This is a genomic window from Candidatus Leptofilum sp. (assembly GCF_965223285.1).
Classification (GTDB): Bacteria; Chloroflexota; Anaerolineae; order Promineifilales; family Promineifilaceae; genus Leptofilum.
The window spans coordinates 422218-443858 of record NZ_OZ244997.1 but is presented as its reverse complement, the minus strand read 5'-3'; the positions used below and the strand labels follow the sequence as shown (position 1 = coordinate 443858).

Genomic DNA, 21641 nt, shown 5'->3' with positions numbered 1-21641 from the left:
CTTATCACCAAACCGAGACAAATTATCTCTCAAAACCGTACCATGCCTTCATCTTTTTGAGTTGGAGGACGGCATGGCTTTATCCAGACGCGATCTATTTTTGGGGAACTTTTTGCAGGCAAAAACGGCCGTAGCAACCATCCCCCCAATCACAACAGACCCCACCTTTCACTTTTTGCAGCGCATCAGCTACGGGCCGCGCCCAGCAGACGTGCGCCGCGCCCGCCAAATTGGTATCGAAGCGTACCTGGATGAGCAGCTACACCCGGAACAAATTGAGGATGCAGAGGCAAACGGCCGTCTCCGCAACCTGCCGCTGCTCAACATGGATCGCCACACCCTGCACCAGCTCAGCAACAGCGAATACCGCAGCCAACGCGCCCTCACCGAAGGAATGCTCGTCCGTGCCGTGTACAGCAAGCGGCAACTGCTGGAGCGCATGGTGGAATTTTGGGCCGATCATTTCAACATTTCCGGGGATGAATACACCCGCGACCTGCTTGTGTTTCAGCGGGAAGCGATTCGCGCCAACGCATTAGGCAGCTTCCGTGACCTGCTTTTTGCGGTGGCAAAAAGCCCTGCCATGCTGCACTATCTGGACAACTACCTCAACGTCGCCGAAGCCCCCAACGAAAATTACGCCCGCGAACTGATGGAGCTGCACACCCTGGGCGTAGATGGCGGCTACACCGAAGCAGATGTGAAAGCAGTCGCCCGCGCCTTCACTGGCTGGACAACACACAACGGCACCCGCACTGGCTTCTACTTTGATCCCACCACCCACGACACCGACCCCAAGCAGGTGCTGGGGCATAGCTTACCAGGCAATCGCGGCATCGAAGATGGCTTGCACGTCCTCAATATTTTGACAGAGCATCCCGCCACGGCTCGCTTCATTTGCACCAAGTTGTGCATTCGTTTTGTGCGTGACACCCCACCTGTGAGTTTGGTTGATCGGTTAACGGCCGTTTGGCAACAAACCAGCGGCGACATCAAAATTGTGTTGCGAACGCTCTTCCTTTCCGATGAATTTTTCAACAGCGCGGGGCAAAAGTTCAGACGGCCGCTCGACGTCTTCATTGGCGCACTCCGGGCAACGGGAACGCAAATTACGCAATGGTGGCGGCTAGAGGAGATGATCTATGCTTTAGGCCAGCCCCCCTACGGTTGGCCAGCCCCAAACGGCTACCCGGATGTGGCAGTTGCCTGGCAAAGCAGCGGCGGCCTGCTGGCCCGCTGGAACGTCGCCATGACGCTCACCCACGGTGCCTACGAAGATATTTACGACGACGGCTACGGCCTGACTACCAACCTGCACCAGCGCATCGGCCAGCCGGAGACGGTTTCTCAACTGGTTGATGCCGTTGCTGAACAGGTGCTGGGCGCGCCTCTGGCAGGGGAAGCCAGGGCTGATTTTATAGATTACGTGATGGATGGTGTGGGTGATGGTGAAACGGCCGTTACCCCCCATCTCCTCGCCCGTAAATTGGCCACTCTCTTTGGCCTCATGCTCGCCTCACCAGCCTTCCAATGGCGGTAATTTGGAGATTAGAGATCAGAGATTGGAGATTGTGAGCATAAAATCTCTAATCTCCAGTCTCCAATCTCCCATTCAAAAAGGAAAAAAACTCATGATAAACGGCTCGCTTTCCCGACGACAATTCCTTCAAAACAGCGGTGCCCTGGGCGTGATTGGAGCCAGCAAATCACTCTTCCCCAAATGGATGCCCCGGCTGGCGTTCCGTGCCCAAAATCAGCGGCCGCCCGGCGACGTGCTCATCAACATCTTCCTGCGTGGCGGCATCGACGGGCTGAGTGCGGTGGTGCCGTTTGGCGACGGCCGTAACTATTTCGACGCCCGCCCCACCCTGGCGGTGCCAGAACCGGGCAGCGGCTTTGGCGCAGCGGTCGATCTGGATGGCTATTTTGGGCTGCACCCGGCGATGGCCGCGCTGAAAGAGGTGTACGACGAAGGGGATTTGGCCATCGTCCATGCGACGGGTTCCATTGACCCCAGCCGCTCCCATTTTGACGCGATGCGCTTTATGGAGTACGGCACGCCGGGTGAAAAGCTCATCGGCACGGGCTGGATTGGCCGCCATTTGCAGTCGGCGGCGTGGCAAAATGAGTCACCGTTTCGGGCGATTGGCATGGGTGCGATGGTGCCAGAATCGCTGCGGGGGCCAGTTTTGCCCCTTTCTATCCAATCGATTGCCGATTTTCATTTTAAGGGGCGGGAAGATGAGCTGCGCCGGATGCAGCAGTCGCTAGCCAGCCTGTACACCATTCAGGCACCTACCGACCAGTTGAGCCAGCAAGCTGGGCTGGTGTTCGACACGGTAGAAACATTGCAAGCGATCAATCCAGAAAGCTACCGCCCCAGCAATGGCGCGGTTTATCCCGGCGATGAGTTTGGCCTGGGCCTGCAACAGGTGGCCCAGCTCATCAAGGCGGATGTGGGATTGGAGGTCGCTTGTATCGACTTGGGCGGCTGGGACACGCACGAAAATCAGGGCACGCTCAACGGCACGTTTAACGCGCTGTTGAGCAATTTAGCCAACGGGCTGGCCGCGCTGTATGCCGACCTGGGCGAGCAGATGAACCGGGTAACGGTAGTTACCATGAGCGAATTCGGCCGTCGGCTGGCGGAAAATGGCAGCCAGGGAACGGATCATGGGCATGGCAATTTTATGTTCCTGATGGGGGGCGGCGTCAACGGCGGTCAGGTACTCAGCCTCTGGCCTTCGCTGGCACCAGAGGCGTTGGATGATGGCGATTTGGCAATTACAACCGATTATCGGGACGTGTTGGCAGAGGTGGTAGACGGCCGTTTAGGCAACAGTGCCCTCGATGAAGTTTTCCCAGACATCAGGTCACGCCGTTGGGATTGGTTCAACGGATTTAATGTAGGGGCGCACCCCCGTGTGTGCCCTAAATGGCCGAATGGGCAGACACGGGGGTCTGCCCCTACAAACAGAATTGAACGCGGAGGTGACAATATGAAGCGCGTACTATTAGTGATGTTCACTTTGTTTTTGCTGGCTGGCTGCGGTGGGAAGCAGCTCGTTTGGGTCGATGTGGATGAAGCAGATGAGGGTGACACGGCCGTTGCTCAACCCATCGAGCCGGATGAAGCGGTGGTGGTTGCGGCCGTTTCCGAACCAGAAACCGAAGATGCTAGTACGGCTGAAACGAGTGAAAGCATGGACGGCAGCATGGCAGATGGCATGATGGGCAGCGGCATTGTTACGGCCGTTGCCGAGCAAATGGAAGCCATCGTCATCGAAGCCGATGAGCAAGACGAGGGTGACGAACAGGCTGCGCTGGCCATCCAGCTCATGGCGGAACTTCCCGAAGTGGCCGATTGGCTGGCTAACTACCCAGACTGGACGGGCAATGCATGGGCTGATGAGGCAGACGGCCGTTTCTACACCGTCGATCTGTACAGCGAAGCGGCCCAAGAGTGGCTGGGCTGGGGCTACGTGAACGTGGTCGATGCGGTGGTGGATGATTACTTTGTGCCGCGTGAGCTAACCGCCGCAGAGTTCCAAACGGGGCGCGAGCACATCGAGGCGTTTGTCTTTAGCGACGAAGAGGTGCTGGCGCGGCTGGGCAACGTGGACGATTGGGGGTTTGAAACGTGGTATAACCGTTGGGAGGCCAAGTGGGAAGTCTGGTTTTGATACGGGCTCGACGAGTTAGCCATCACGGTTGAATTTTGGGAAGACGAACCATACCTGGCTGGCATCTACAATCCGGCCGAGTTTGAGGCGGAAGAGGCGGCCGAGAACAGTAAAAACCAGGCGATTGAGCTGGCGTGGCAGGCCGAGGGGATTGACCAGGCCATAGCGGGTGTAGATAATTGGCAAACGTACGTCTCGCAGCAGGGTGACACCGTCTGGGCCGTCTCCTTTGCCACCGCCGAGCGGGAACTGTTTTTTGCCCTGGTGGACATTGAAAGCTGGACAGTTTTGGAAAGTAGTAAAAATTAGATTTCATTTCTCAAACATCATGGAACAGTCTGAACAGAACAGTGCAAACCGCACCAACACGCTCATTGCAACGGCCGTTGCTGCCGCTGCCATTTTATTTTGGACGCTGTTTGTTCGTTCCAGCACCAACAATGTGCCGTTCAGCTTTGAAAATTGGGTCGATTTCGACCTGTTCAACCCATACTTTTTGGGCTTTGCCTTGCAAGAGATTCTCATCCCCCTGGCGTTGGTGTACGGCTTTAGCCGCACCGCTCTGTTTCGACGCATTGTGTCGGAAACGGCCGTTCCCCCCGACGAATGGCGGCTTATGGGCGCGCTGCTGGGCATCCAGCTCCTGGTCTTTTTGATTCGGCTGGGGCTGGCCCGCACCACCGACGATCAGGTGACGTTTGATTTGCTAATTGTGCTGGTAGCTGGCTTACTGGGTGGCTGGCGTGCCGGCTTGGTGGCGGGGCTGCTGGCAACGATGCTCACCGGCCTGAGCGACTATCTGTTTTGGGACGAAGACCCATTTTCGCTGGCGCGCTATTTTGAGTTTGCCGTGCTGAAGAATCTGGATGCGGTAACGGCCGTTTGGGTGGGCACCACCATCGGCTTAACCACGCCGCTGCTGCAAGAACAACGCTTTCGACCGCCCATCACCGCTGGTTTGGCGGTGGGATTGGTCGCCATCGCCTTTGCCCTCATGCTTTACCCTACCGGCTATCCACCGTTTTACCTGAATCGGCTGCTGCCCAATTTGCTCATCTACGGGCTGGCGTTGGCGGCGGTGGCTCTGATGGTGCAAAACGTCCGGGATGAAGCCAGCCGCCGTCTGGCCGAAACCGCCCAGCTAGAGCTGGCGCAGGCCAACTTAAATTTAACCCAAACCCGACTGGCTCTGACGCAGGCGGAGCTGCGCGCCCTGCACGCCCAAATTAACCCGCACTTCTTTTTCAATACGCTCAACACCATCCGCTACTTTGTGCGCACCAACCCAGACGAAGCGCGGGAGCTGCTCATCAAGCTGTCGGAAATTTTTCAGCGGGCGCTGAGCGCGGGGGAGTTTGTGCCGCTGCAAGATGAGATTAGCTATGTAGAGGCGTACCTGGCATTGGAAAAGGCGCGGCTGGACGAGCGGCTGAATGTGATTTGGACCAATTTGGCGAAGGAGTGGCTGGATACGGCCGTTCCCACCCTCGTCCTGCAACCTTTGGTAGAAAATGCGGTCATTCACGGCGTCAGCCAGCAGCCAGAGGGCGGCACCATCCACATCGTCATCAACCGCGTCGCCGATGATTTGCTCATCCAGCTAGATGACGATGGCCCCGGCTTCGACGTCGCCAAAGCGATGGCCAACGGCGCGACCCAACCGAACCCGCTGCCAGAAGTGGTACGGCCGTCTATTGGCCTGCGTAACGTCGATGAGCGGCTGCGGATGCTCTACGGCGACAGCTACCGCCTGCACATTGATTCCGAACCGGGCAAAGGCACGCGGATCGTGTTTAAGGTTCCACTTGAAAAGGAGACTGGAGATTAGAGATTGGAGATTGGGATGCCTTTTAATCTCCAATCTCCAGTCTCCAATCTCTTTCTGACCATGCACATACTCATTGCAGACGACGAAAAACCAGCGCGGGGAGAACTGCGGTATATGTTGGAGAAATTGGCGGGAACGGCCGTTTACCACGAAGCCACCAACGGTCAGGAAACGCTCGATCTAATCGCCAACGAGCCAATCGACGTGGTGTTTTTGGACATCAACATGCCGGGGATCAACGGCCTTGCCGCCGCCGCCGCCATTAGCGAACGGCCCGACCCGCCGCTCATCGTCTTCGCCACGGCGTACGATGCCCACGCCGTGCGCGCCTTCGAGCTGGCTGCCCTCGATTACGTCGTCAAGCCATTCAGCGAGCAGCGCCTAGCCCAAACGATGATTCGCATCCGGCAGGCGTTGAGCGAGCGGGGCAGCTATTTAGAGCGGCAAAATGCGCTGCGAGGGTATTTGGCAAGCTCAGAAACGAGCACCCAACCCCGCCTTACCAAGCTGTGGGGCGTCCGCGACAACGATACCCGCGTTCTGGTCGATTACGCCGACATCCTCTGGCTAGAAGCGGACAGCAAAAAAGTGTACCTGAACAACAGCGCGGGCGAACGGCTGCTGGTGCGCCACACTCTCAAAGAACTGGAAACCCGCCTGGAACCTTACGACTTCATCCGCATCCACAAAGCGTACCTCGTCAACCTCAACCAAATTGCCGAGGTGGTCCCCTGGTTCTCCGGCACCTACCAAATCCGCCTCGCCGACGCCAACCAAACTGAACTCCCCCTCTCCCGCCAATACGCCCAAACCCTCAAGCGAAAAACCGACCTTTTTTAGCTCTCGTGCCATTTGCAACTTTGCGAAACAGGGCAAATCTTTTATACTGCATTAAATTCTATCTTTTGCCGGAAATTTGTTCATAAATCGTCAACTATGTTGCACGAAACCCCAATAACACATCTTAGACCGAAGATTTTGTTGCAATTGATCCCGTCATGGCTTCTTATACAACATATACTGCCTTTTTTGGTTGTCTAAGTCGAAAATCAGGGGGTTATGCACTCTATCAAGTTGTTGAATAATTGTTTGCTTCCTCAAATTCAGTTTCTGTGCAACAATATAAGTATGGATATTATCTCTGGACAACAGATAGAAAATCGAGCACATTGGATCAATGAAATAAGCCGCTTGAGCGGTGATTTTGGCGTTGATGCTGAAAGAGTAGAAGCAGAGCTTTCCCAGGAGGTAAGCGAAAATCGCCTTTCCTCATTGCTCGGACATCTGAGATTATGTGGCGCAATACCAGAAGGTTATCGTCACGACAGCTCTGAAGAAAAACTGTATTCAAAGTATACAGATGTTGTTATTCATGAAGCCTTTAAGGCAATGGGCTTCACAAGCCTGGTTTTAAAAGAACGTGCAAATGTTGCAGATGTTGAATGTGTCACTGAAGAATACAGTTTTGTCGCTGATGCAAAAGCATTTCGACTTAGCCGTACAGCGAAGAACCAAAAGGATTTCAAGGTTCAGGCCATGGATAACTGGAAACACGGTAAACCATTTGCCACAGTAGTTTGTCCTGCTTATCAGCTACCTTCTCGAACAAGCCAGATTTATCAACAGGCTGCAACTAGATCCGTATTAGTTTCCACATACACACATCTTGCAGTTGGAATAAGATACGCTGCTCTTGCCGGCCAAGAAAAAGCGATCAGCCTGCTTCATAAAGTATTCCAAACTGTTGAAGCTCTAAATCCTTCAAAAAATGCTATTGCCTACTGGCAAGCAATCAATACTGCAATGTTGGATTTTGATAAGATACTTTCTGAGTTATGGCGTGAAGAGAAAATAGCATTAACCGAATCGATTGGTATTTCTAAACAAGAGGCTCTGCAATTTCTGGCGAAAGAGCGGGAACGTATAATGCGTTTGTCCCGTGACGAGGCAATCAAGGAAGTGTTGAAGTTACGCAAATTGGATAATCGCGTTAAGGCAATTAATAAAGTTGCTGACAATGGGATTCTCAACACGAGGTAACGAATGGAAAATACATATTTGGACAAAGTAACGTTGGGTGACTGTAGGGAACATATTCCATTGCTATCAGAAAACAGCATTGATTTATTTCTCTCAGACATCCCATATGGAATTAGCTTGGATGATTGGGATGTGTTACACGAAAATACAAATTCTGCTTTATTAGGTCAGTCACCTGCTCAAAAAGGAAAAACAGCATTCAAAAGACGCGGAAAACCAATCAATGGTTGGTCGCAAGCAGATCGAAATATCGGTAAGGAATATCAAGAATGGTGTCAATCTTGGTCCGAACTACTAATGCCGAAAATGAAGAAGGGGTCCTCATTATTTATTTTTGGTGCTAGACGAACAATGCACCGAGCTATTAATGCTTTTGAGGACAGCGGATTTTTATTGAAAGATATACTTGCCTGGAAAAAACCATCTGCTCATCATCGTGCACAGAGAATAAGCATAATTTTTGAAAGACGCGGTTTAGAGCAACAAGCCGAGCAATGGCGAGGTTGGCGGTTAGGGAATTTAGCACCCATCTTTGAACCAATAGCATGGTTCGTCAAACCATATAAGATCGGCGGAACAATTGCCGATAACGTATTAGAACATTCAGTGGGAGCCATGAATTTTGAAGGATGTCAAATTCAAGGAACCAGTCCCACCAATATGCTTGAATTTGGATTTAGCAAAAATGAAAAGCGTGTTCATGAAGCGCAAAAACCTGTTAAATTGATTGAGTTTTTAATTAAACTTACAACAATCAAAGGGCAGACGGTTCTTGACCCTTTTATCGGAAGTGGAACAACTGCTATTGCAGCGAAACACCTAGAACGGCATTTCATTGGATTTGAGATTAATTCAGAATTTCATCAGATTGCATTACAAAGGTTGATTTCAAGAACCAATTCTACTTATCAAAAACCAAAGCAAACCTTTCAAACTAGCCTCTTGGAAAGCCCAAGTGATTTATACGAAAGCTAACAACGCTTAGAGCAGACGGGCGAGAACTTTGCTTCTTCAAGTCAATTATTTATTTGGTGAATACGAAAGTATTCTCTTAGCTCGCCCACCGCTCAGACAGGCGTTAGGCTTACGTTAAGCTCCCCTAGTTGCATTCACCCATTCTTGCCATAATTTTACCAGTTGATTGATTCGTTCTGACGTTAGCCCCGCTTGCGGCTGCACAACCGTATAACTTGCAGGCCATTGGGGCATTCCGTCGGGCACACATTGCCCGACGAGCTGCTCATATTTGGGGAACTGCTGCTCAAGGCCACCTGCCGTGATGGTGGTTTGAAAGAGGGCAAGGAAGTCTGGGTCGTGCGCCCGCAGGTAGCGAATTGCCTCTTTTTCGCCGCGCCAGGGCAGCTTACGCAGGGTGAAATACGCGCTCAGGCAGTTGGAAATGCAGTAAAGTAAACGGCACTGCAACGCTTCCCAATAGAGCGAATCCCCGGAGTGAAAATAGCGCAGGTTTTGGGCGTGGTTGTAGGTGACTGAGTACCAAGCCCCGTAAATTTGATGCTCCAAAATGTTGTCAAACCGGGTTTTGGGCGCGATGTGGCGCAGCTTTGCCAGCCGCCCCGTCGCGTCGTGCACGATCTTCCCCTTTGTGATCATGGAAACGAACGCGCCATGCAGTGTGTTGGCTTCAATGGTTTGGGGATTTGCCAGCATTTCGTCCGCAGCCGCAGCAGTTAAGAAGTACAGCTCCGTCAAAACCCCATCAATCGTTGTGATTATCAGCGAAGGCGGCTGGGGCAGCTCATTTAGCACAATGAGCAAATCATAATCGCTGTACGGTTTAAGCGTTTCTTGCCCGGTTGTGCCAGCCAGCAAAATGGCGTCAATATCAGCCTGCTGCCGCAACCTTTCAACCAGTTCATCCAAACTCAACTCCGCCGTAACGGAAGGTCTTATCAACTCAGCAATATTCATAAATACGTCCTATTTTTCATTTGCACTGCATTTTAGCTTGGGATTTGAACGCGACAAAAATTGTAGGAAACGGCCGTTCCCGTTATGATTGCCCCATTCTCAGTAAAAGAAAAGTAAAAGGAAGAGAAGATGAGCACATTAACGGATCAACTATTGCAACAGTTAGGGCAAGGGGGCTTGTCCCAAATCAGCCAACAAATTGGCGCAGATGAAGCCTCAACCGGCTCCGCCCTCTCGATGGCGATGCCGCTGCTTACCTCCGCCCTGGCTAACAACAGTGCCAAGCCAGACGGCGCCCAAGCGTTGCACCAGGCCCTGGCCAACGACCACGACGGCTCCATTTTAAGCAACTTGCCCGCATTTTTAGAAAATCCGCAGGCGGCCAATGGCGCAGGCATTTTGGGGCATGTGTTGGGTAGCCAGCAGCCCGCCGTGGCCCAGGGATTGGCCCAAAACAGCAACCTCAACAGCGGCCAGATGGGGCAGCTCATGGAAATTGCCGCCCCGCTGCTGCTGGGCGCGTTGGGCCAACAGCAGCAGTCGCAGGGGTTAAATCCCAGCGGCCTCGCCTCACTGTTAGGCGGTCAGCAGCAAGCGGCCCAACAAAGCAACCCCAGCCTGATGAGCACACTCAATCAACTGCTGGACCAAAACAACAGCGGGTCGGCACTGGATGAGATTTTTGGCTTCCTGCGTCGTCTATTTAGCAACAGATAAGGTAGCAAAACCATATGACCGAAGCAGAACGGAAAGCGATTATTGCATTACCCATTGTGATTCTGATTGGCGTAGGTGTGGCCTGGGCTGGCAGCCAGGGCAGCGCTGAAGTTGGCGGACTGCCGCTGTTTGCCATTTGCGTGGCCGCAGCCTTCCTGGTGCAGTGGCTTGTCTTTATCCCCGCCTACCAGCAGCAAACCGAGAAGTTTTTCGATTTAACCGGCAGCCTCACCTACATTTCGGTCACGATTCTGGCCGTTTTACTAAGCCCAGAGCGAGACGGCCGTTCCCTCCTTCTCATGGCGATGGTTATCATTTGGGCGGGGCGACTGGGGTCGTTTTTGTATCGTCGCGTGCATAGAGATGGTGGAGACGGCCGTTTCGACGACATCAAACCCTCCTTCATTCGCTTCTTCAATGTGTGGACCATTCAGGGGTTGTGGGTCACGTTTACGGCCGCTGCCGCGCTGGTGGCCATTACCAGCAGCAACCGCGAGCCGCTAGGTTGGGTAGCACTCGTCGGTACGCTCGTCTGGATCATCGGCTTTGGCATTGAAGTAGTGGCAGACAATCAAAAAAGCCAATTCAGAGCCAATCCCGCCAACAAAGGCAAGTTCATCAACAGTGGGCTGTGGGCCAAATCGCGGCACCCCAACTATTTTGGCGAAATTGTGCTGTGGCTGGGCGTGGCCATCATAGCCGTGCCGGTGCTGCAAGGGTGGCAATGGGTGGCCCTCATCTCCCCGCTGTTTGTGACGTTGCTGCTCACCCGCGTCAGCGGCGTGCCCATGCTGGAACGTCGCGCCGACGAAAAGTGGGGGGGGCAAACCGATTACGAACAGTACAAAAAAGAGACGCCGGTTCTCATCCCGCGTCTCTAAACTTTTTAATTTGGCAGCGAATTGGCGCTAATTTACGCTAATTTTTCGTGCTAATTCGCGTAATTCGTTGCCACAAACTTCTCTCTCGATACGTCTCAATCGAAATGAAAGCCCATCGCCTCTAGCGTTTGCCGTAAATGGGGGCGACGGGGCTTGTTCAGCCGTTGGGCAATGGGGCCGCTCCAGGCGGCCGTATTCTGGTTGCGCTGTCCGTAATAATCTGCTAACGTAGCGTCATACTCGGCAATGCGCGAGATTGGGTCGGTCGGATCATACCGTTCATGGTGAATTACTAATGATTCTGGCAGGCGTGGCTTCAACACCGCTGGGGGGTCAGCCGCAGGCCAGCCGATGCTCATGCCAAACACCATGTAGACGCCGGACGGAAAGCCCAGCAGCTCTGCCACCTTGTGCGGCTGATTCCGCATCCCGCCAATCATTACCGCGCCTAGCCCAAACGACTCTGCGGCCGTTTGCACCGACATCCCCACCAAAGCTGCATCCACCGTCGAAACCAGCGTGGTTTCCAGCGATTTAGCCAACGTTTCGCCGTGCATCTCGCTGGCAATGCCCAGTCGATTGAGGTCGGCCAGAAAACCCACAAAAACGTCGCATTCTTCAATATGCTTCTGATTGCCAGCCAGCACCGCCAGCTTCTGGCGCGTTTCTGGATCGCGCACCACGATGATGCTGTAGGTTTGCATATTGCTGCTGGTCGGCGATCGTCGCGCGGCGTTCAGAATGGCGTGCAGCATCTCATCGGATACTGGTTTGTCTAAAAATGACCGTACCGACACGTGCTGATTGAGCGTTTGGGTGACGGCCGTTTCATACGTTACAAATTCGTCTATCATCATTCACCTCAAGGGTCTGGATGGGACATCCACACAATTTCTTACCCAGGGCTTCATGATGAATTAAACGAACGCTTTGCTTTCCGTTTCGCTTCCCACAACTGCCCCGCCCCATCGTAAATTTCACAGTTGGGATAGGTGAAGGAGAAGCCATACCAGCGGCTCAAAAGCTGCATCGGTGGCTCTTCGCCATCTGCCCAGCGGGCTGTGGGCACCCCATCAATTTCACCTCGCTCGATGATGAGCGTACGGCCGTGCCACACATCTGTCACCCGTTGCCCTTTGGGTAACAAATCCATCGGATAAAACTTGCCGCTGTCATCTGCCCCAATGACGCCGAGGCCCTGTTTGTCTTTGGGTAAACGGCCGTCTATCTTCTTGCTCATCGAAAGACGAAAATGAAGTGGAATCTTCGATTTTTCACGGTTGATAAGGCTGTTGCCACCAGAAAATGAAGCGTGAACCCACATCATAAACCGCTTGAAGAGGGAATCGTAATCCGATTTGAGCAAAATCGCCTGCGGATTCCTAGCCAGCTCCGCTTCAACCGTCGTCAGCGGCACGTGCCAAAATTCAAGCTGCTTCCCTTTTAGCGGCCCAGCAAAACATTCCCCCGTGATGTGATCCCAAAGACTTTTGCTCTGCTCGTCTCGCATCACCGCCAGACCGTTGGCAATGCCCGGTACACCGAACCAATGCACTTTCCCATTCACAACTGGCGTCAGACCGACACCACTGTTGCAAGGTGCTCAAAAGCTAATCAAATAAGGTTCACCCGCCAGCTCCCCCTGGGCCACGTGATGATAAATCATCTCTTTTACCAGCAGCACCCGCCGCTCGCCGTTGCGTTCAAACGCCATCAGCTCACTGTCCAGCGGCAAATTGGCATCGATTAACGGCCGTTCGTGCTTGGCAGTGGGGCGAAACGGCCGAAACTGATAACCACGCTTTCTAACTTTTATTTTGCTCCGATCAATTCGACTCATTTTGTACCTCGTTGTTTTTGCCGCGAAATTCGCGATGAAATTCTAGTAGACTACAAAAGTTTTATGATTGACAGAGATTCGTCCAGAGATTGCAAGACTTTTGTAGTCCTCACTGCGTAAGTTGGGTAAATTTTCAAGAAGATTCTATTTCAAGTAATCACTTGCTTTAAGAATAACAGATAGTTTTTTGCAAGTCAATACTTGCTTATGCTAAAATTTAGGCACACTTTTCACAAAACAGGAGCATGATAATGCCAAAAATTGTTACAGATTCGCAGGTTTTGGAAGCGGTGGTTCAGCTCATTGAAGCGAATGGGTATGCAGGTACCACCACCAAGCAGATTGCAGACATCGCCAACATCAACGAGGTGACGCTGTTTCGCAAGTATGGCAGCAAGGCACAGCTAGTGAAAGAAGCGATCTCTTACTATGCGGATCATTCAGAAGTGGAAACGGCCGTACAATACAGCGGCGATTTGGAGGCAGATTTACGGCGGGTGGTGATGGCTTATTACGGCGCGGCCGAACTGCACGCCAAGGTGTTTCCCATCATCATGTCTGAAATAGCACGCGTGCCAGAATTGCGCGAAACGGCTGGCGTGCCGCTAGGCATCATTGCCAAAATTGCCCACCTTCTGCAACGATACCAGGACGAGGGCAAACTTCGCCCGGAAAACCCATTTCAGGCAGTGGGTGCGCTACTAGGACCGCTCATTATCAACACGATGGTGCGCGAAGCAGGCGTCATTGACTCTGAAGAGATTGTTGATTTGGATGAGCATGTGGTTGCCTATTTGTACGGCCGTATCATTCCTACCAGCCAAAATCCACCGACGTGAGGGCTTTCATGGCTGCGGCAAACGTCGCCGACGCCAGCGCAGCATGAGAACACCCCCTAAAATCAGCAGGCTGCCAATGATTTGTAAGGTGGTAAGCAGTTCCCCCAATAGCAGATAGGCGAGTACGGCCGTAAACACAGGCTCCGTGGTCAAAATCAGGTTGGTCACACTGGCTGGCAACAGCGTCAGGCTAATGTTAACCAGGCCAAAACCCATCACGGTGGGACCTGCCGCCAGCAAAATCACAATGCCCCACCCCTCCCACTGGTTCCCAAACCAGAGCAGATCGTTGGCAGAAACGGCCGTTCCCAACATCTTCTCACCCGGCAGCAGATTTAGCAGTAAAAAGAAGAAAGAGGCAAAGCCAAACACGTACAGCAGCGTTGTCCACGGGTTCAGGCCACGCTGCGCCGCAGACCGCCCCATCAAGCTGTAGCCTGCGTACCCCAAACCCGCCAGCGTCCCGGTTAGAATCCCGGCCAGATTGCTAGACCAGGCCGCCGGATCAAGCGCGTTGGCCACCAGAATGCAGCCAGCCAGGCAAAATGCCACCGCCGCTAGCTTGGCGGCATCGAGCGTTTCTTTAAGCAGCCAGCGGGCCAACAAAGCGGTAAACGCTGCCGAGCTGTAAACCAGCACTGTGGCCACTGCCGCCCCGTTCAAGGCCACAGATAATGTCCATAAGCCGTTGAAGACGGTGAACAAAAGGCCATAGCTAGCCAAGTAGGGCAAATGGCGGCGCGGCAGTGGCAGCAAAGCAGTACGGAACAAGCGCAGGCCAATCAGCAGGGTGAGCGTGACAAAGAAGCTGCGCCAAAACGCCAGCAGCAGCGGTGGAATGTGGTATGTCTCGGTGAGGTAGCGAATGAATACGGCCGTTGTCGATAAAATGGCCGAGCTAATGAGAGCAAGTAAATAACTGCGCGGGGCAGCAGCCTCATGGGTGTGGGGTGACATTGGGGAATTTTAGTGGAAAGACGGCCGTTGCCAACTTGCTATTTGGTCAATTGGCACTCTATGGTTGCCGCCTTGTAAAACTCCACTAAAATCAAAAAAGAGTTCAAAAGTCTTCTGAACAATTCGGTCAACATCTGAAATAAGCTAGATTTTTGAAATCTCCACTGCGCAGCATACATTTATCACTCATAACAAGAGGAATCCACAGTGAAAGCGTACAAAGTTGAAGCCCTGATCTACTATTCCAAATTGACAAGTGACGCCGAGCATATTGTGAAATCATCCCAAGGTGAGAATACAGCAAAGACGGCTGGCATTTGGCCTCAACAAACGCGACCAACTTTGGCTTTGCCACTTACATCTACCTGTACTTTGAAAGAGATGCAGCGAAGGTGCCCATGATGAATGCAGCGGAGGCCTTACAACGTTTACAGGATGGCAACGGCCGTTTTCTGGCCGAGATTCATAACCGCGACGTTTCTCAAGAGCGGCGGCTGGCATTAACCACCGGGCAAACGCCATTTGCCGTTATCCTGAGCTGTGCCGATTCGCGAGTGCCGCCCGAAATCATCTTCGATCAAGGGCTAGGCAATCTGTTTGTTATCCGCGTGGCTGGGAATGTGATTACCCCAGAGGTATTGGGTAGCGTGGAGTTTGCCACCTCGGTCCTGGGCAGCCGCCTGGTGGTCGTGCTGGGGCATACAGATTGCGGGGCTGTGCAAGCCACCCTGGGTGAGATCACAAATCCCACCGAAAATCTCTCACCTAATTTGCAGGCATTGGTGGATTGCATACGGCCGTCCATTGCCCCCTTGCTCGCCAAAGATCCACAAAAAGAGCCTGAATCGCTACTCTCCCTGGCCATACAGGCCAACATTCACCAATCGGTAGGCCAGCTGCGCCAAAACGCCCACATTGCGCCACCAACGCCAGCAAACGCTGGCCCGCAAATCATCGGCGCAGAATATTCTTTGGCAACGGGCACGGTCACCTTTTTTGACTCCGAAAACAATTAGCGATGCTTTCATCCAATTAAGCGACGCCAAACGGCCGTGAACTGGAGTAAACGGCAATCACGGGCGCGTTTAAGGTATGGTCAGGCGGTTCTGGCTGAGTTATACTGTGAATCCAAGATTCACTGTTCACTCTGGCTGCCGCTGGAGTCATTGGCTTACTATTGAGAGGAGACGGCCGTATGCCCAAGACTCACCCCCTGACTACCGTCGATGCAGCCTGGCTGCGCATGGAAGACCCCACTAACCTGATGATGGTTTCTGGCATCATCACCTTCAAAAAGTTGATTGATTTTGACCATCTTAGAGCTGTCATCGAGCATAAATTACTCACCTTTGATCGCTTTCGGATGCGCGTGGTGCAATCTCGCCTGCCGTTTTCGCCAGCATATTGGGAACCAGACCCCACTTTCAACCTGAATGCTCACCTGCATCGCGTCGCGCTTCCTTCTCCCGGCGACAAGGCCGCGCTGCAAGAGATGGCCAGTGACCTGATGAGCACGCCGCTGGATTTTTCTAAACCACTGTGGCAATTCCATCTCATCGAAAATTATGGCGAGGGGTGTGCCATCATGTGCCGCCTGCACCACTGCATTGCCGACGGCATGGCACTGGTGTTTGTGCTGCTTTCGCTCACAGACATGGTGCCAGGCGTGCCCCCGCCCACCGCCAGCGATGTCTCGGTAGAGAAAAATGAAGCGGCTGAAGGCAGCCGCATGCTCAATTCGCTGGTTCAGCAGGGGGCCAAGGCAGTGGGCACCGTGTGGGAAACCACCAGCAAAGTGGCCTCTGAAAGTTTAGAAGCGTTGGTGAACCCAGCACACGCGATGGAGCTAGCCCTTAAAGGAACAGATACAGCCTTGGCAGCAGGTCGCCTCTTTTTGCGCTCCCCAGACCCGAAAACATTGTTTAAAGGGAAGCTGGGCGTAGCCAAACGGGCCGCCTGGTCTCATCCGCTGCCGCTAAGGGATGTGAAAAAAATCAAAAATGTGACGGGCAGCACGGTGAATGATGTGCTCGTCTCGGCGATGACGGGCGGTTTGCGTCGCTACATGCTAAGTAAAGGGGCCAATGTTGAGGGGCTAAACTTCCGTGCGGCCGTTCCGGTGAATTTGCGCACGCCAGAACAGATGGGAGAGCTGGGCAACAAGTTCGGCATTGTGTTCCTCTCGCTGCCGGTGGGCATTGGTGATCCGCTAGAGCGGCTACATGAGGTTCACAAGCGGATGGTGGAGCTGAAGAACTCCAAAGAGGCACCGGTTGCCCTGGGCATTCTCAGCGCAATGGGCATGTCGCCGAACGAGCTGCAAGGGACGCTGGTGCGACTGTTTGGCTCTAAAACAACGGCCGTTATGACCAACGTACCCGGCCCGCCCATGCCGCTTTACCTGGCCGGGCAAAAAATTGAGGGGCTGATGTTCTGGGTACCGCAATCAGGGCGTGTTTCGCTGGGCATTAGCATTCTCAGCTATGCAAATAAGGTTTTCCTCGGCGTGGCCACAGATGCAGGTTTGGTGCCGGACCCGAACGAGATTATGGAAGGCTTCTACACTGAGTTTGATGCCTTAATGGCTCTGGTGCATGAGGCAGAGGCTGTAGCTGCCCAGGAAGAAGCCACCAAAGCGGCAAAATCTACGGCCGTTTCAGTAGAAATGGCCGCTTCCCCTTCACCCAGCGCAGATGCTGCCACCCACCCTGATCAATGTCAGGCAACCACCAAAAGCGGTCGGCAATGCCGCAACCGTCCCCTGGATGGGTCAGATTTTTGTCGGGTGCATCAAGCTAAATCTGGATAAATCAGAACCAATGACTCAAGGGTCTTCAGGAGTCCATTGGACAATCCGCGCATCTGGTAAGGGCGGTTAATTCAAGTAATGGCGCAAATCAGCACCATATTGCGGTTGGCGCAGCTTTTTCAGCGCGGTTTTTTCAATTTGGCGAATGCGTTCACGGGAGAGATCAAACAGTTTACCAACCTCTTTCAGCGTGTGTGATTCATGGCCACGCAGGCCATAGCGCAAGCACAGCACGCTGGTTTCGCGCGGGGTCAGGTGATCCAGAAGCCGATCAATTCGCTCATGCAGCATCTTTTCGGCCACGGCGTCATTTGGCTGTGGTGACAAGTCATCCTCTACAAACGCGCCCAACTCCGTGTCTGGTTCTTGCCCGGCCGGTTGCTCTAGCGAGAGCAACGGCATGGTAATGCGCAGCAACATGCGAATGCGCTCTGGACTCATGCCCGTGTGTTCAGCGAGCTCTTCTGGTTGTGGCGGACGGCCGTACTCTTGCTCTAGCTCTTGCTGGCTAAATAAAGCTGGCGAATGCTGGATGTTTTGTTGGCGGGGATGCGAATAATACGGCCGTGGTTGGCAATGGCCCGCGTAATGGATTGCCGAATCCACCAGGTTGCGTAGGTGCTAAACCGATTTCCCATGGTATGATCAAACTTCTCAATAGCCGTGAGCAAACCAACGTTTCCTTCTTGAATTAAATCCAAAAAGTCTAGCCCCTGGCCGCGATACTTTTTAGCAATGCTAATCACCAGGCGCATATTAGCCTTCACCAAATTTGCTCTAGCTGACTCCTCATGCTCCTTTACGCACAGCCAAAATTGTCGTTCCTCGGAGGATAGTCCCCGCTGGAGTGCTTCATCTGCTTCACGCCCGGCAGCAATTTGCTCTGCCAACAACACCTCTTCTTTTGCCGTTAACAACTTGGAGCGGCGGCTTTCCTTGAGGTATTGCCCAATAAAATCAAAGGTCGTTGGTTCTCCATTGCCATATGTTTCAGCAGGCGCCCGATTACCGCGTGTATCTGTCATAATTTTCATGGCATTTCCCTTTTTTACTCATTGATTAGTTATGTTAACCAACGCTTTTCCTCTTCCTGCATCGACTAGGCGACGATTTGTTAACCTCAAATAGTTTGTGCCGATTACAGTGACAAACCTCAAACTTTCAAAAAATATTGAACGAAGTATACAGCATGTGTCCACTTTTTGTCAAGATATTGGCCATATATTGACAAAGTTGCATTTTCTTCGGTAAATCCCACTTGAAAAAACGTCCCGAATTAGGCATTTTGCATATTGACAACGTTGTCATTTTGTTATAAACTGCATGACAACGTTGTCAAAGGAAGAGAACGGGATGAAGTCCAGCAGATGACCACCATCAAAGATGTCGCTAAAAGGGCAGGTGTTTCCTTTAAAACGGTCTCACGGGTTCTTAATGATGATACGGCCGTTCGTGAATCCACCCGCGCCAAAGTGCTGGCGGCCGTTGAGGCTCTGGACTATCGGCCAAACATCATGGCCCGCAGCCTGCGCTCGCAACGCACCCACACCATTGGCTTCATTTCAGACGAAATCGGTATCTCCCCTTTTGCTGGCAATATGCTCAAAGGTGCTCAGGACCGCGCTTGGGAACAAGAAATATTGCTGCTTTCAATCGACACAGGGCGCGATCCAGACCTCAAGAAAACGGCCGTGGAAACCTTATTAGATCGGCAAGTTGATGGCATTGTGTATGCCGCAATGTACCATCGGGCAGTCAATCCTCCCCCTGCCATTCATTCAATTCCTTCCGTTTTGCTAGACTGTTTTGTGGAGGACAAAACCTTACCTTCCGTCGTACCCAATGAATATTTAGGCGGCTATACCGCCACACAACATCTGATTGAACGTGGGTACCGACGCATCGCCATGCTGAATCATCACCAGATACAGCCAGCCTCCATTGGCCGTGAGGCTGGCTACCGTCAGGCTTTACAAGACGCAAACATCGAACTTGATCCAGCCTGGATCATTAGCGACATTTCACGAATGGATGGCGGGTATCGCGCTGCGAAGAAGTTAATACAGGATGCACCGGAAATTGATGCGGTATTTTGCTTCAACGACCGGATGGCAATGGGTTTGTACCAGGCATTTAACGAGCTAGCTATTAAAATTCCAGAAGATGTGGCTGTTGTTGGCTTCGACAACGAACCGGGCTTTGCCGAATATTTTCATCCCCCCCTCACCACGCTGGAACTTCCTCACTACGCCATGGGACGCTGGGCTGTTAACCATTTACTGAAGCTAATCTCCGGGTCAAACAACGCATCTTTTACCGCTAACTATCAAGAAATGTGGCAATGTCAGCTAATCACACGTGAATCTAGTTGATCAAACAGCCCAATCTACTGAACAAATAAGGAGGTGTGTATAGAGAAACGATCAACAAAGGAGAGAAATGTAATATGAGAGATACCGACAACGTGACGGTAGGCAGTATCTCTCAAAATGGCGAACCAATTAAAAGGAAAGGACTCCTGTTAATTATGCTGCGCCCAAAAAATTATAGCAGGATCAGGGAGTCGCAGCATAAATAAAAGTCCTTCAATCATTCATTTACGAATGGAGGAGAAAATGAAAAGATATTCTTTATTCCTGTTTTTGCTGCTAGCCCTTATGCTGGTCGCCTGTGGCGGTGGTACAGATGACGCATCTACGACCGAAGAAGACACTACAACGGCAGAAGATACGGGAGAAACGGCCGTAGACGAGCCAGAAGAAGACAGTGGCGACACGTCCGATGCAGGTCCAGTGACCATCTCTGTTTGGAATCATGCAGGTCAGGGTGGCGAGCGTGAAGCCATTGACACCATCGCCACAAACTTCAACGAATCGCAAGATGCATATGTTGTAGAAATTGTCGAACTCCCAGACGGTTCCTACACAGATCAGGTAAATGCGGCTGCTTTGGCAAACGATCTGCCCTGCCTGTTAGATTTTGACGGCCCCCTGCTCTACAACTTCGCCTGGTCTGGCTTTATGCAGCCAATTACTGGCTATGTTGATGACGCCATGCTCGACGACTTCTTACCCTCTATCATCAACCAGGGCACGTACAACGGCGAACTATACAGCTTAGGTCAATTTGACTCAGGTTTAGCAATCTACGCCAATAAATCATATCTGGAAGAGGCCGGGGTACGCATCCCAACCAGCATCGACGATGCCTGGACGTTAGCAGAGTTCGAAGAAGCGCTGGCAGCTTTGCAGGCCTTGCCCCAAGTTGAATTTGCTATGGATATGCACTTTAACTATGGGCGTGGCGAATGGTACACTTATGGTTTCTCGCCGATTCTGCAAGGATTTGGCGGTGATCTCATTAACCGGACGGATTACCAATCAGCATCGGGCACTCTGGATGGAGATGCATCGGTTGCGGCCATGACTGCCCTACAAAGCTGGGTCGATGCTGGCTATATCAATCCCGGGCAAACCACGGATGATGACTTCTACGGCTCGAAAATCTCGGCACTCGCTTGGGTTGGCCACTGGATGTACAACACGCACAAAGAAGAGCTTGGTGACGATTCCATCTTGATCCCAATGCCAGATTTTGGTGCTGGTGCTGCGACAGGCATGGGCTCCTGGAATTGGGGCATTACCAGTTCCTGTGAGGACCCTGACGGCGCTTGGGCTTTCCTCGATTACCTTGTCGCACCTGAGAACATCCTGATCATGACCGATGCCAATGGTGCTGTGCCTGCTCGCTTCTCAGCTTTAGAACAGCGCGAGGAGCTGTACGGCGAGGGTGGAGACCTAAACATCTTTATCCAGCAGCTAAACTCCGACGTGGCTGTGCCGCGCCCCATTACGCCAGCTTATGCAACCATCACAAGCGAATTTTCGTTTGCAGTTGATTCCATTGTCACGGGTGGTGATGTGCAAGCCGCACTTGGCGATGCGGCCTTCAATATTGATTTGGATATTGAAGACAACAATGGTTATCAGTAATTAAGCAAATAGTGTTTTGCGTTCATTGAGATGACGGAAGGATGGAGAAACGGCCGTTTCTCCATCCTTCTATCCCAAAATCCTGACACCCTTAGAAACCAGAAACAAATAACCAAGAGGAGG

Annotated in this window: 20 protein-coding genes and 1 pseudogene; 13 read left to right on the top strand and 8 right to left on the bottom strand. The window is 52.4% G+C overall.

Annotated elements, in window-relative coordinates; translation table 11 throughout:
• The first annotated feature begins 73 nt into the window (after window positions 1-73).
• Both ACOQPU_RS02495 and ACOQPU_RS02490 read left to right on the top strand, forming a co-directional pair.
• Entirely contained in the window at window positions 74-1540 is a 1467-nt protein-coding gene (locus ACOQPU_RS02495; RefSeq protein ID WP_420643554.1) for a DUF1800 domain-containing protein, read from the top strand.
• 91 nt (window positions 1541-1631) lie between these two features.
• The gene (locus ACOQPU_RS02490; protein ID WP_420643553.1) at window positions 1632-3683 is read left to right on the top strand and encodes a DUF1501 domain-containing protein; all 2052 of its coding nucleotides are present in this window, start codon (window positions 1632-1634) and stop codon (window positions 3681-3683) included.
• A 15-nt stretch (window positions 3684-3698) separates the two neighbouring features.
• Here the strand turns inward: ACOQPU_RS02490 and ACOQPU_RS02485 are convergent, their stop codons facing one another.
• Window positions 3699-3869, bottom strand: a complete 171-nt coding sequence (locus ACOQPU_RS02485; protein WP_420643552.1) for a hypothetical protein — start codon at window positions 3867-3869, stop codon at window positions 3699-3701.
• 142 nt (window positions 3870-4011) lie between these two features.
• Between ACOQPU_RS02485 and ACOQPU_RS02480 the strand changes: the two genes are divergently transcribed.
• The 4 genes from ACOQPU_RS02480 (at window position 4012) to ACOQPU_RS02465 (ending at window position 8526) form a co-directional block, all read left to right on the top strand.
• On the top strand, window positions 4012-5511 hold the full coding sequence (locus ACOQPU_RS02480) for a sensor histidine kinase (RefSeq protein WP_420643551.1): 1500 nt from the start codon (window positions 4012-4014) through the stop codon (window positions 5509-5511).
• Between the two features lie 15 nt (window positions 5512-5526).
• Window positions 5527-6351: a LytR/AlgR family response regulator transcription factor gene (locus ACOQPU_RS02475; RefSeq protein WP_420643550.1), complete on the top strand. Its 825-nt coding sequence runs from the start codon at window positions 5527-5529 to the stop codon at window positions 6349-6351.
• A gap of 288 nt (window positions 6352-6639) precedes the next feature.
• Window positions 6640-7551 carry a HindIII family type II restriction endonuclease gene (locus tag ACOQPU_RS02470; RefSeq protein ID WP_420643549.1) on the top strand — a complete coding sequence of 304 codons (912 nt, stop codon included), beginning with the start codon at window positions 6640-6642 and terminating at the stop codon, window positions 7549-7551.
• A gap of 3 nt (window positions 7552-7554) precedes the next feature.
• Window positions 7555-8526 carry a DNA-methyltransferase gene (locus tag ACOQPU_RS02465; RefSeq protein ID WP_420643548.1) on the top strand — a complete coding sequence of 324 codons (972 nt, stop codon included), beginning with the start codon at window positions 7555-7557 and terminating at the stop codon, window positions 8524-8526.
• 114 nt (window positions 8527-8640) lie between these two features.
• Here ACOQPU_RS02465 and ACOQPU_RS02460 read toward each other — a convergent pair whose 3' ends face one another.
• On the bottom strand, window positions 8641-9483 hold the full coding sequence (locus tag ACOQPU_RS02460; protein WP_420643547.1) for a hypothetical protein: 843 nt from the start codon (window positions 9481-9483) through the stop codon (window positions 8641-8643).
• A 129-nt stretch (window positions 9484-9612) separates the two neighbouring features.
• Here ACOQPU_RS02460 and ACOQPU_RS02455 point away from each other — a divergent pair, with 129 nt between their 5' ends.
• On the top strand, window positions 9613-10200 hold the full coding sequence (locus ACOQPU_RS02455) for a DUF937 domain-containing protein (protein ID WP_420643546.1): 588 nt from the start codon (window positions 9613-9615) through the stop codon (window positions 10198-10200).
• 14 nt (window positions 10201-10214) lie between these two features.
• Window positions 10215-11081, top strand: coding sequence for a DUF1295 domain-containing protein (locus tag ACOQPU_RS02450; RefSeq protein ID WP_420643545.1), 867 nt, complete (start codon window positions 10215-10217; stop codon window positions 11079-11081).
• 95 nt (window positions 11082-11176) lie between these two features.
• Here ACOQPU_RS02450 and ACOQPU_RS02445 read toward each other — a convergent pair whose 3' ends face one another.
• From ACOQPU_RS02445 to ACOQPU_RS02435, 3 genes and pseudogenes are all read right to left on the bottom strand, one after another.
• Entirely contained in the window at window positions 11177-11938 is a 762-nt protein-coding gene (locus ACOQPU_RS02445; protein ID WP_420643544.1) for an NADPH-dependent oxidoreductase, read from the bottom strand.
• 50 nt (window positions 11939-11988) lie between these two features.
• Window positions 11989-12666 (bottom strand): annotated as a pseudogene (locus ACOQPU_RS02440) (DUF3179 domain-containing (seleno)protein); the annotation flags it as partial.
• Window positions 12667-12684: 18 nt separating this feature from the next.
• Complete coding sequence (locus ACOQPU_RS02435) at window positions 12685-12921, bottom strand: hypothetical protein (RefSeq protein WP_420643543.1); 237 nt, start codon at window positions 12919-12921, stop codon at window positions 12685-12687.
• A 251-nt stretch (window positions 12922-13172) separates the two neighbouring features.
• Here ACOQPU_RS02435 and ACOQPU_RS02430 point away from each other — a divergent pair, with 251 nt between their 5' ends.
• Window positions 13173-13760, top strand: coding sequence for a TetR/AcrR family transcriptional regulator (locus ACOQPU_RS02430; RefSeq protein ID WP_420643542.1), 588 nt, complete (start codon window positions 13173-13175; stop codon window positions 13758-13760).
• A gap of 6 nt (window positions 13761-13766) precedes the next feature.
• Here ACOQPU_RS02430 and ACOQPU_RS02425 read toward each other — a convergent pair whose 3' ends face one another.
• A complete protein-coding gene (locus ACOQPU_RS02425; RefSeq protein WP_420643541.1) occupies window positions 13767-14717 on the bottom strand; it encodes a DMT family transporter in 951 nt (316 codons plus the stop codon).
• Window positions 14718-15034: 317 nt separating this feature from the next.
• Between ACOQPU_RS02425 and ACOQPU_RS02420 the strand changes: the two genes are divergently transcribed.
• Window positions 15035-15733, top strand: coding sequence for a carbonic anhydrase (locus ACOQPU_RS02420; RefSeq protein ID WP_420643540.1), 699 nt, complete (start codon window positions 15035-15037; stop codon window positions 15731-15733).
• A gap of 179 nt (window positions 15734-15912) precedes the next feature.
• On the top strand, window positions 15913-17526 hold the full coding sequence (locus ACOQPU_RS02415; RefSeq protein WP_420643539.1) for a WS/DGAT/MGAT family O-acyltransferase: 1614 nt from the start codon (window positions 15913-15915) through the stop codon (window positions 17524-17526).
• Between the two features lie 66 nt (window positions 17527-17592).
• On the opposite strand, the gene ACOQPU_RS02410 is transcribed toward ACOQPU_RS02415, so the two are convergent.
• Both ACOQPU_RS02410 and ACOQPU_RS02405 read right to left on the bottom strand, forming a co-directional pair.
• Complete coding sequence (locus ACOQPU_RS02410) at window positions 17593-18132, bottom strand: sigma-70 family RNA polymerase sigma factor (RefSeq protein WP_420643538.1); 540 nt, start codon at window positions 18130-18132, stop codon at window positions 17593-17595.
• The gene (locus ACOQPU_RS02405) at window positions 18021-18560 is read right to left on the bottom strand and encodes a sigma-70 family RNA polymerase sigma factor (protein WP_420643537.1); all 540 of its coding nucleotides are present in this window, start codon (window positions 18558-18560) and stop codon (window positions 18021-18023) included. Before ACOQPU_RS02405 ends, ACOQPU_RS02410 begins: the two co-directional genes overlap by 112 nt.
• A 333-nt stretch (window positions 18561-18893) precedes the next feature.
• Between ACOQPU_RS02405 and ACOQPU_RS02400 the strand changes: the two genes are divergently transcribed.
• Both ACOQPU_RS02400 and ACOQPU_RS02395 read left to right on the top strand, forming a co-directional pair.
• Complete coding sequence (locus ACOQPU_RS02400) at window positions 18894-19898, top strand: LacI family DNA-binding transcriptional regulator (RefSeq protein ID WP_420643536.1); 1005 nt, start codon at window positions 18894-18896, stop codon at window positions 19896-19898.
• A 243-nt stretch (window positions 19899-20141) separates the two neighbouring features.
• The gene (locus ACOQPU_RS02395; RefSeq protein ID WP_420643535.1) at window positions 20142-21518 is read left to right on the top strand and encodes a sugar ABC transporter substrate-binding protein; all 1377 of its coding nucleotides are present in this window, start codon (window positions 20142-20144) and stop codon (window positions 21516-21518) included.
• Window positions 21519-21641: the final 123 nt, after the last annotated feature.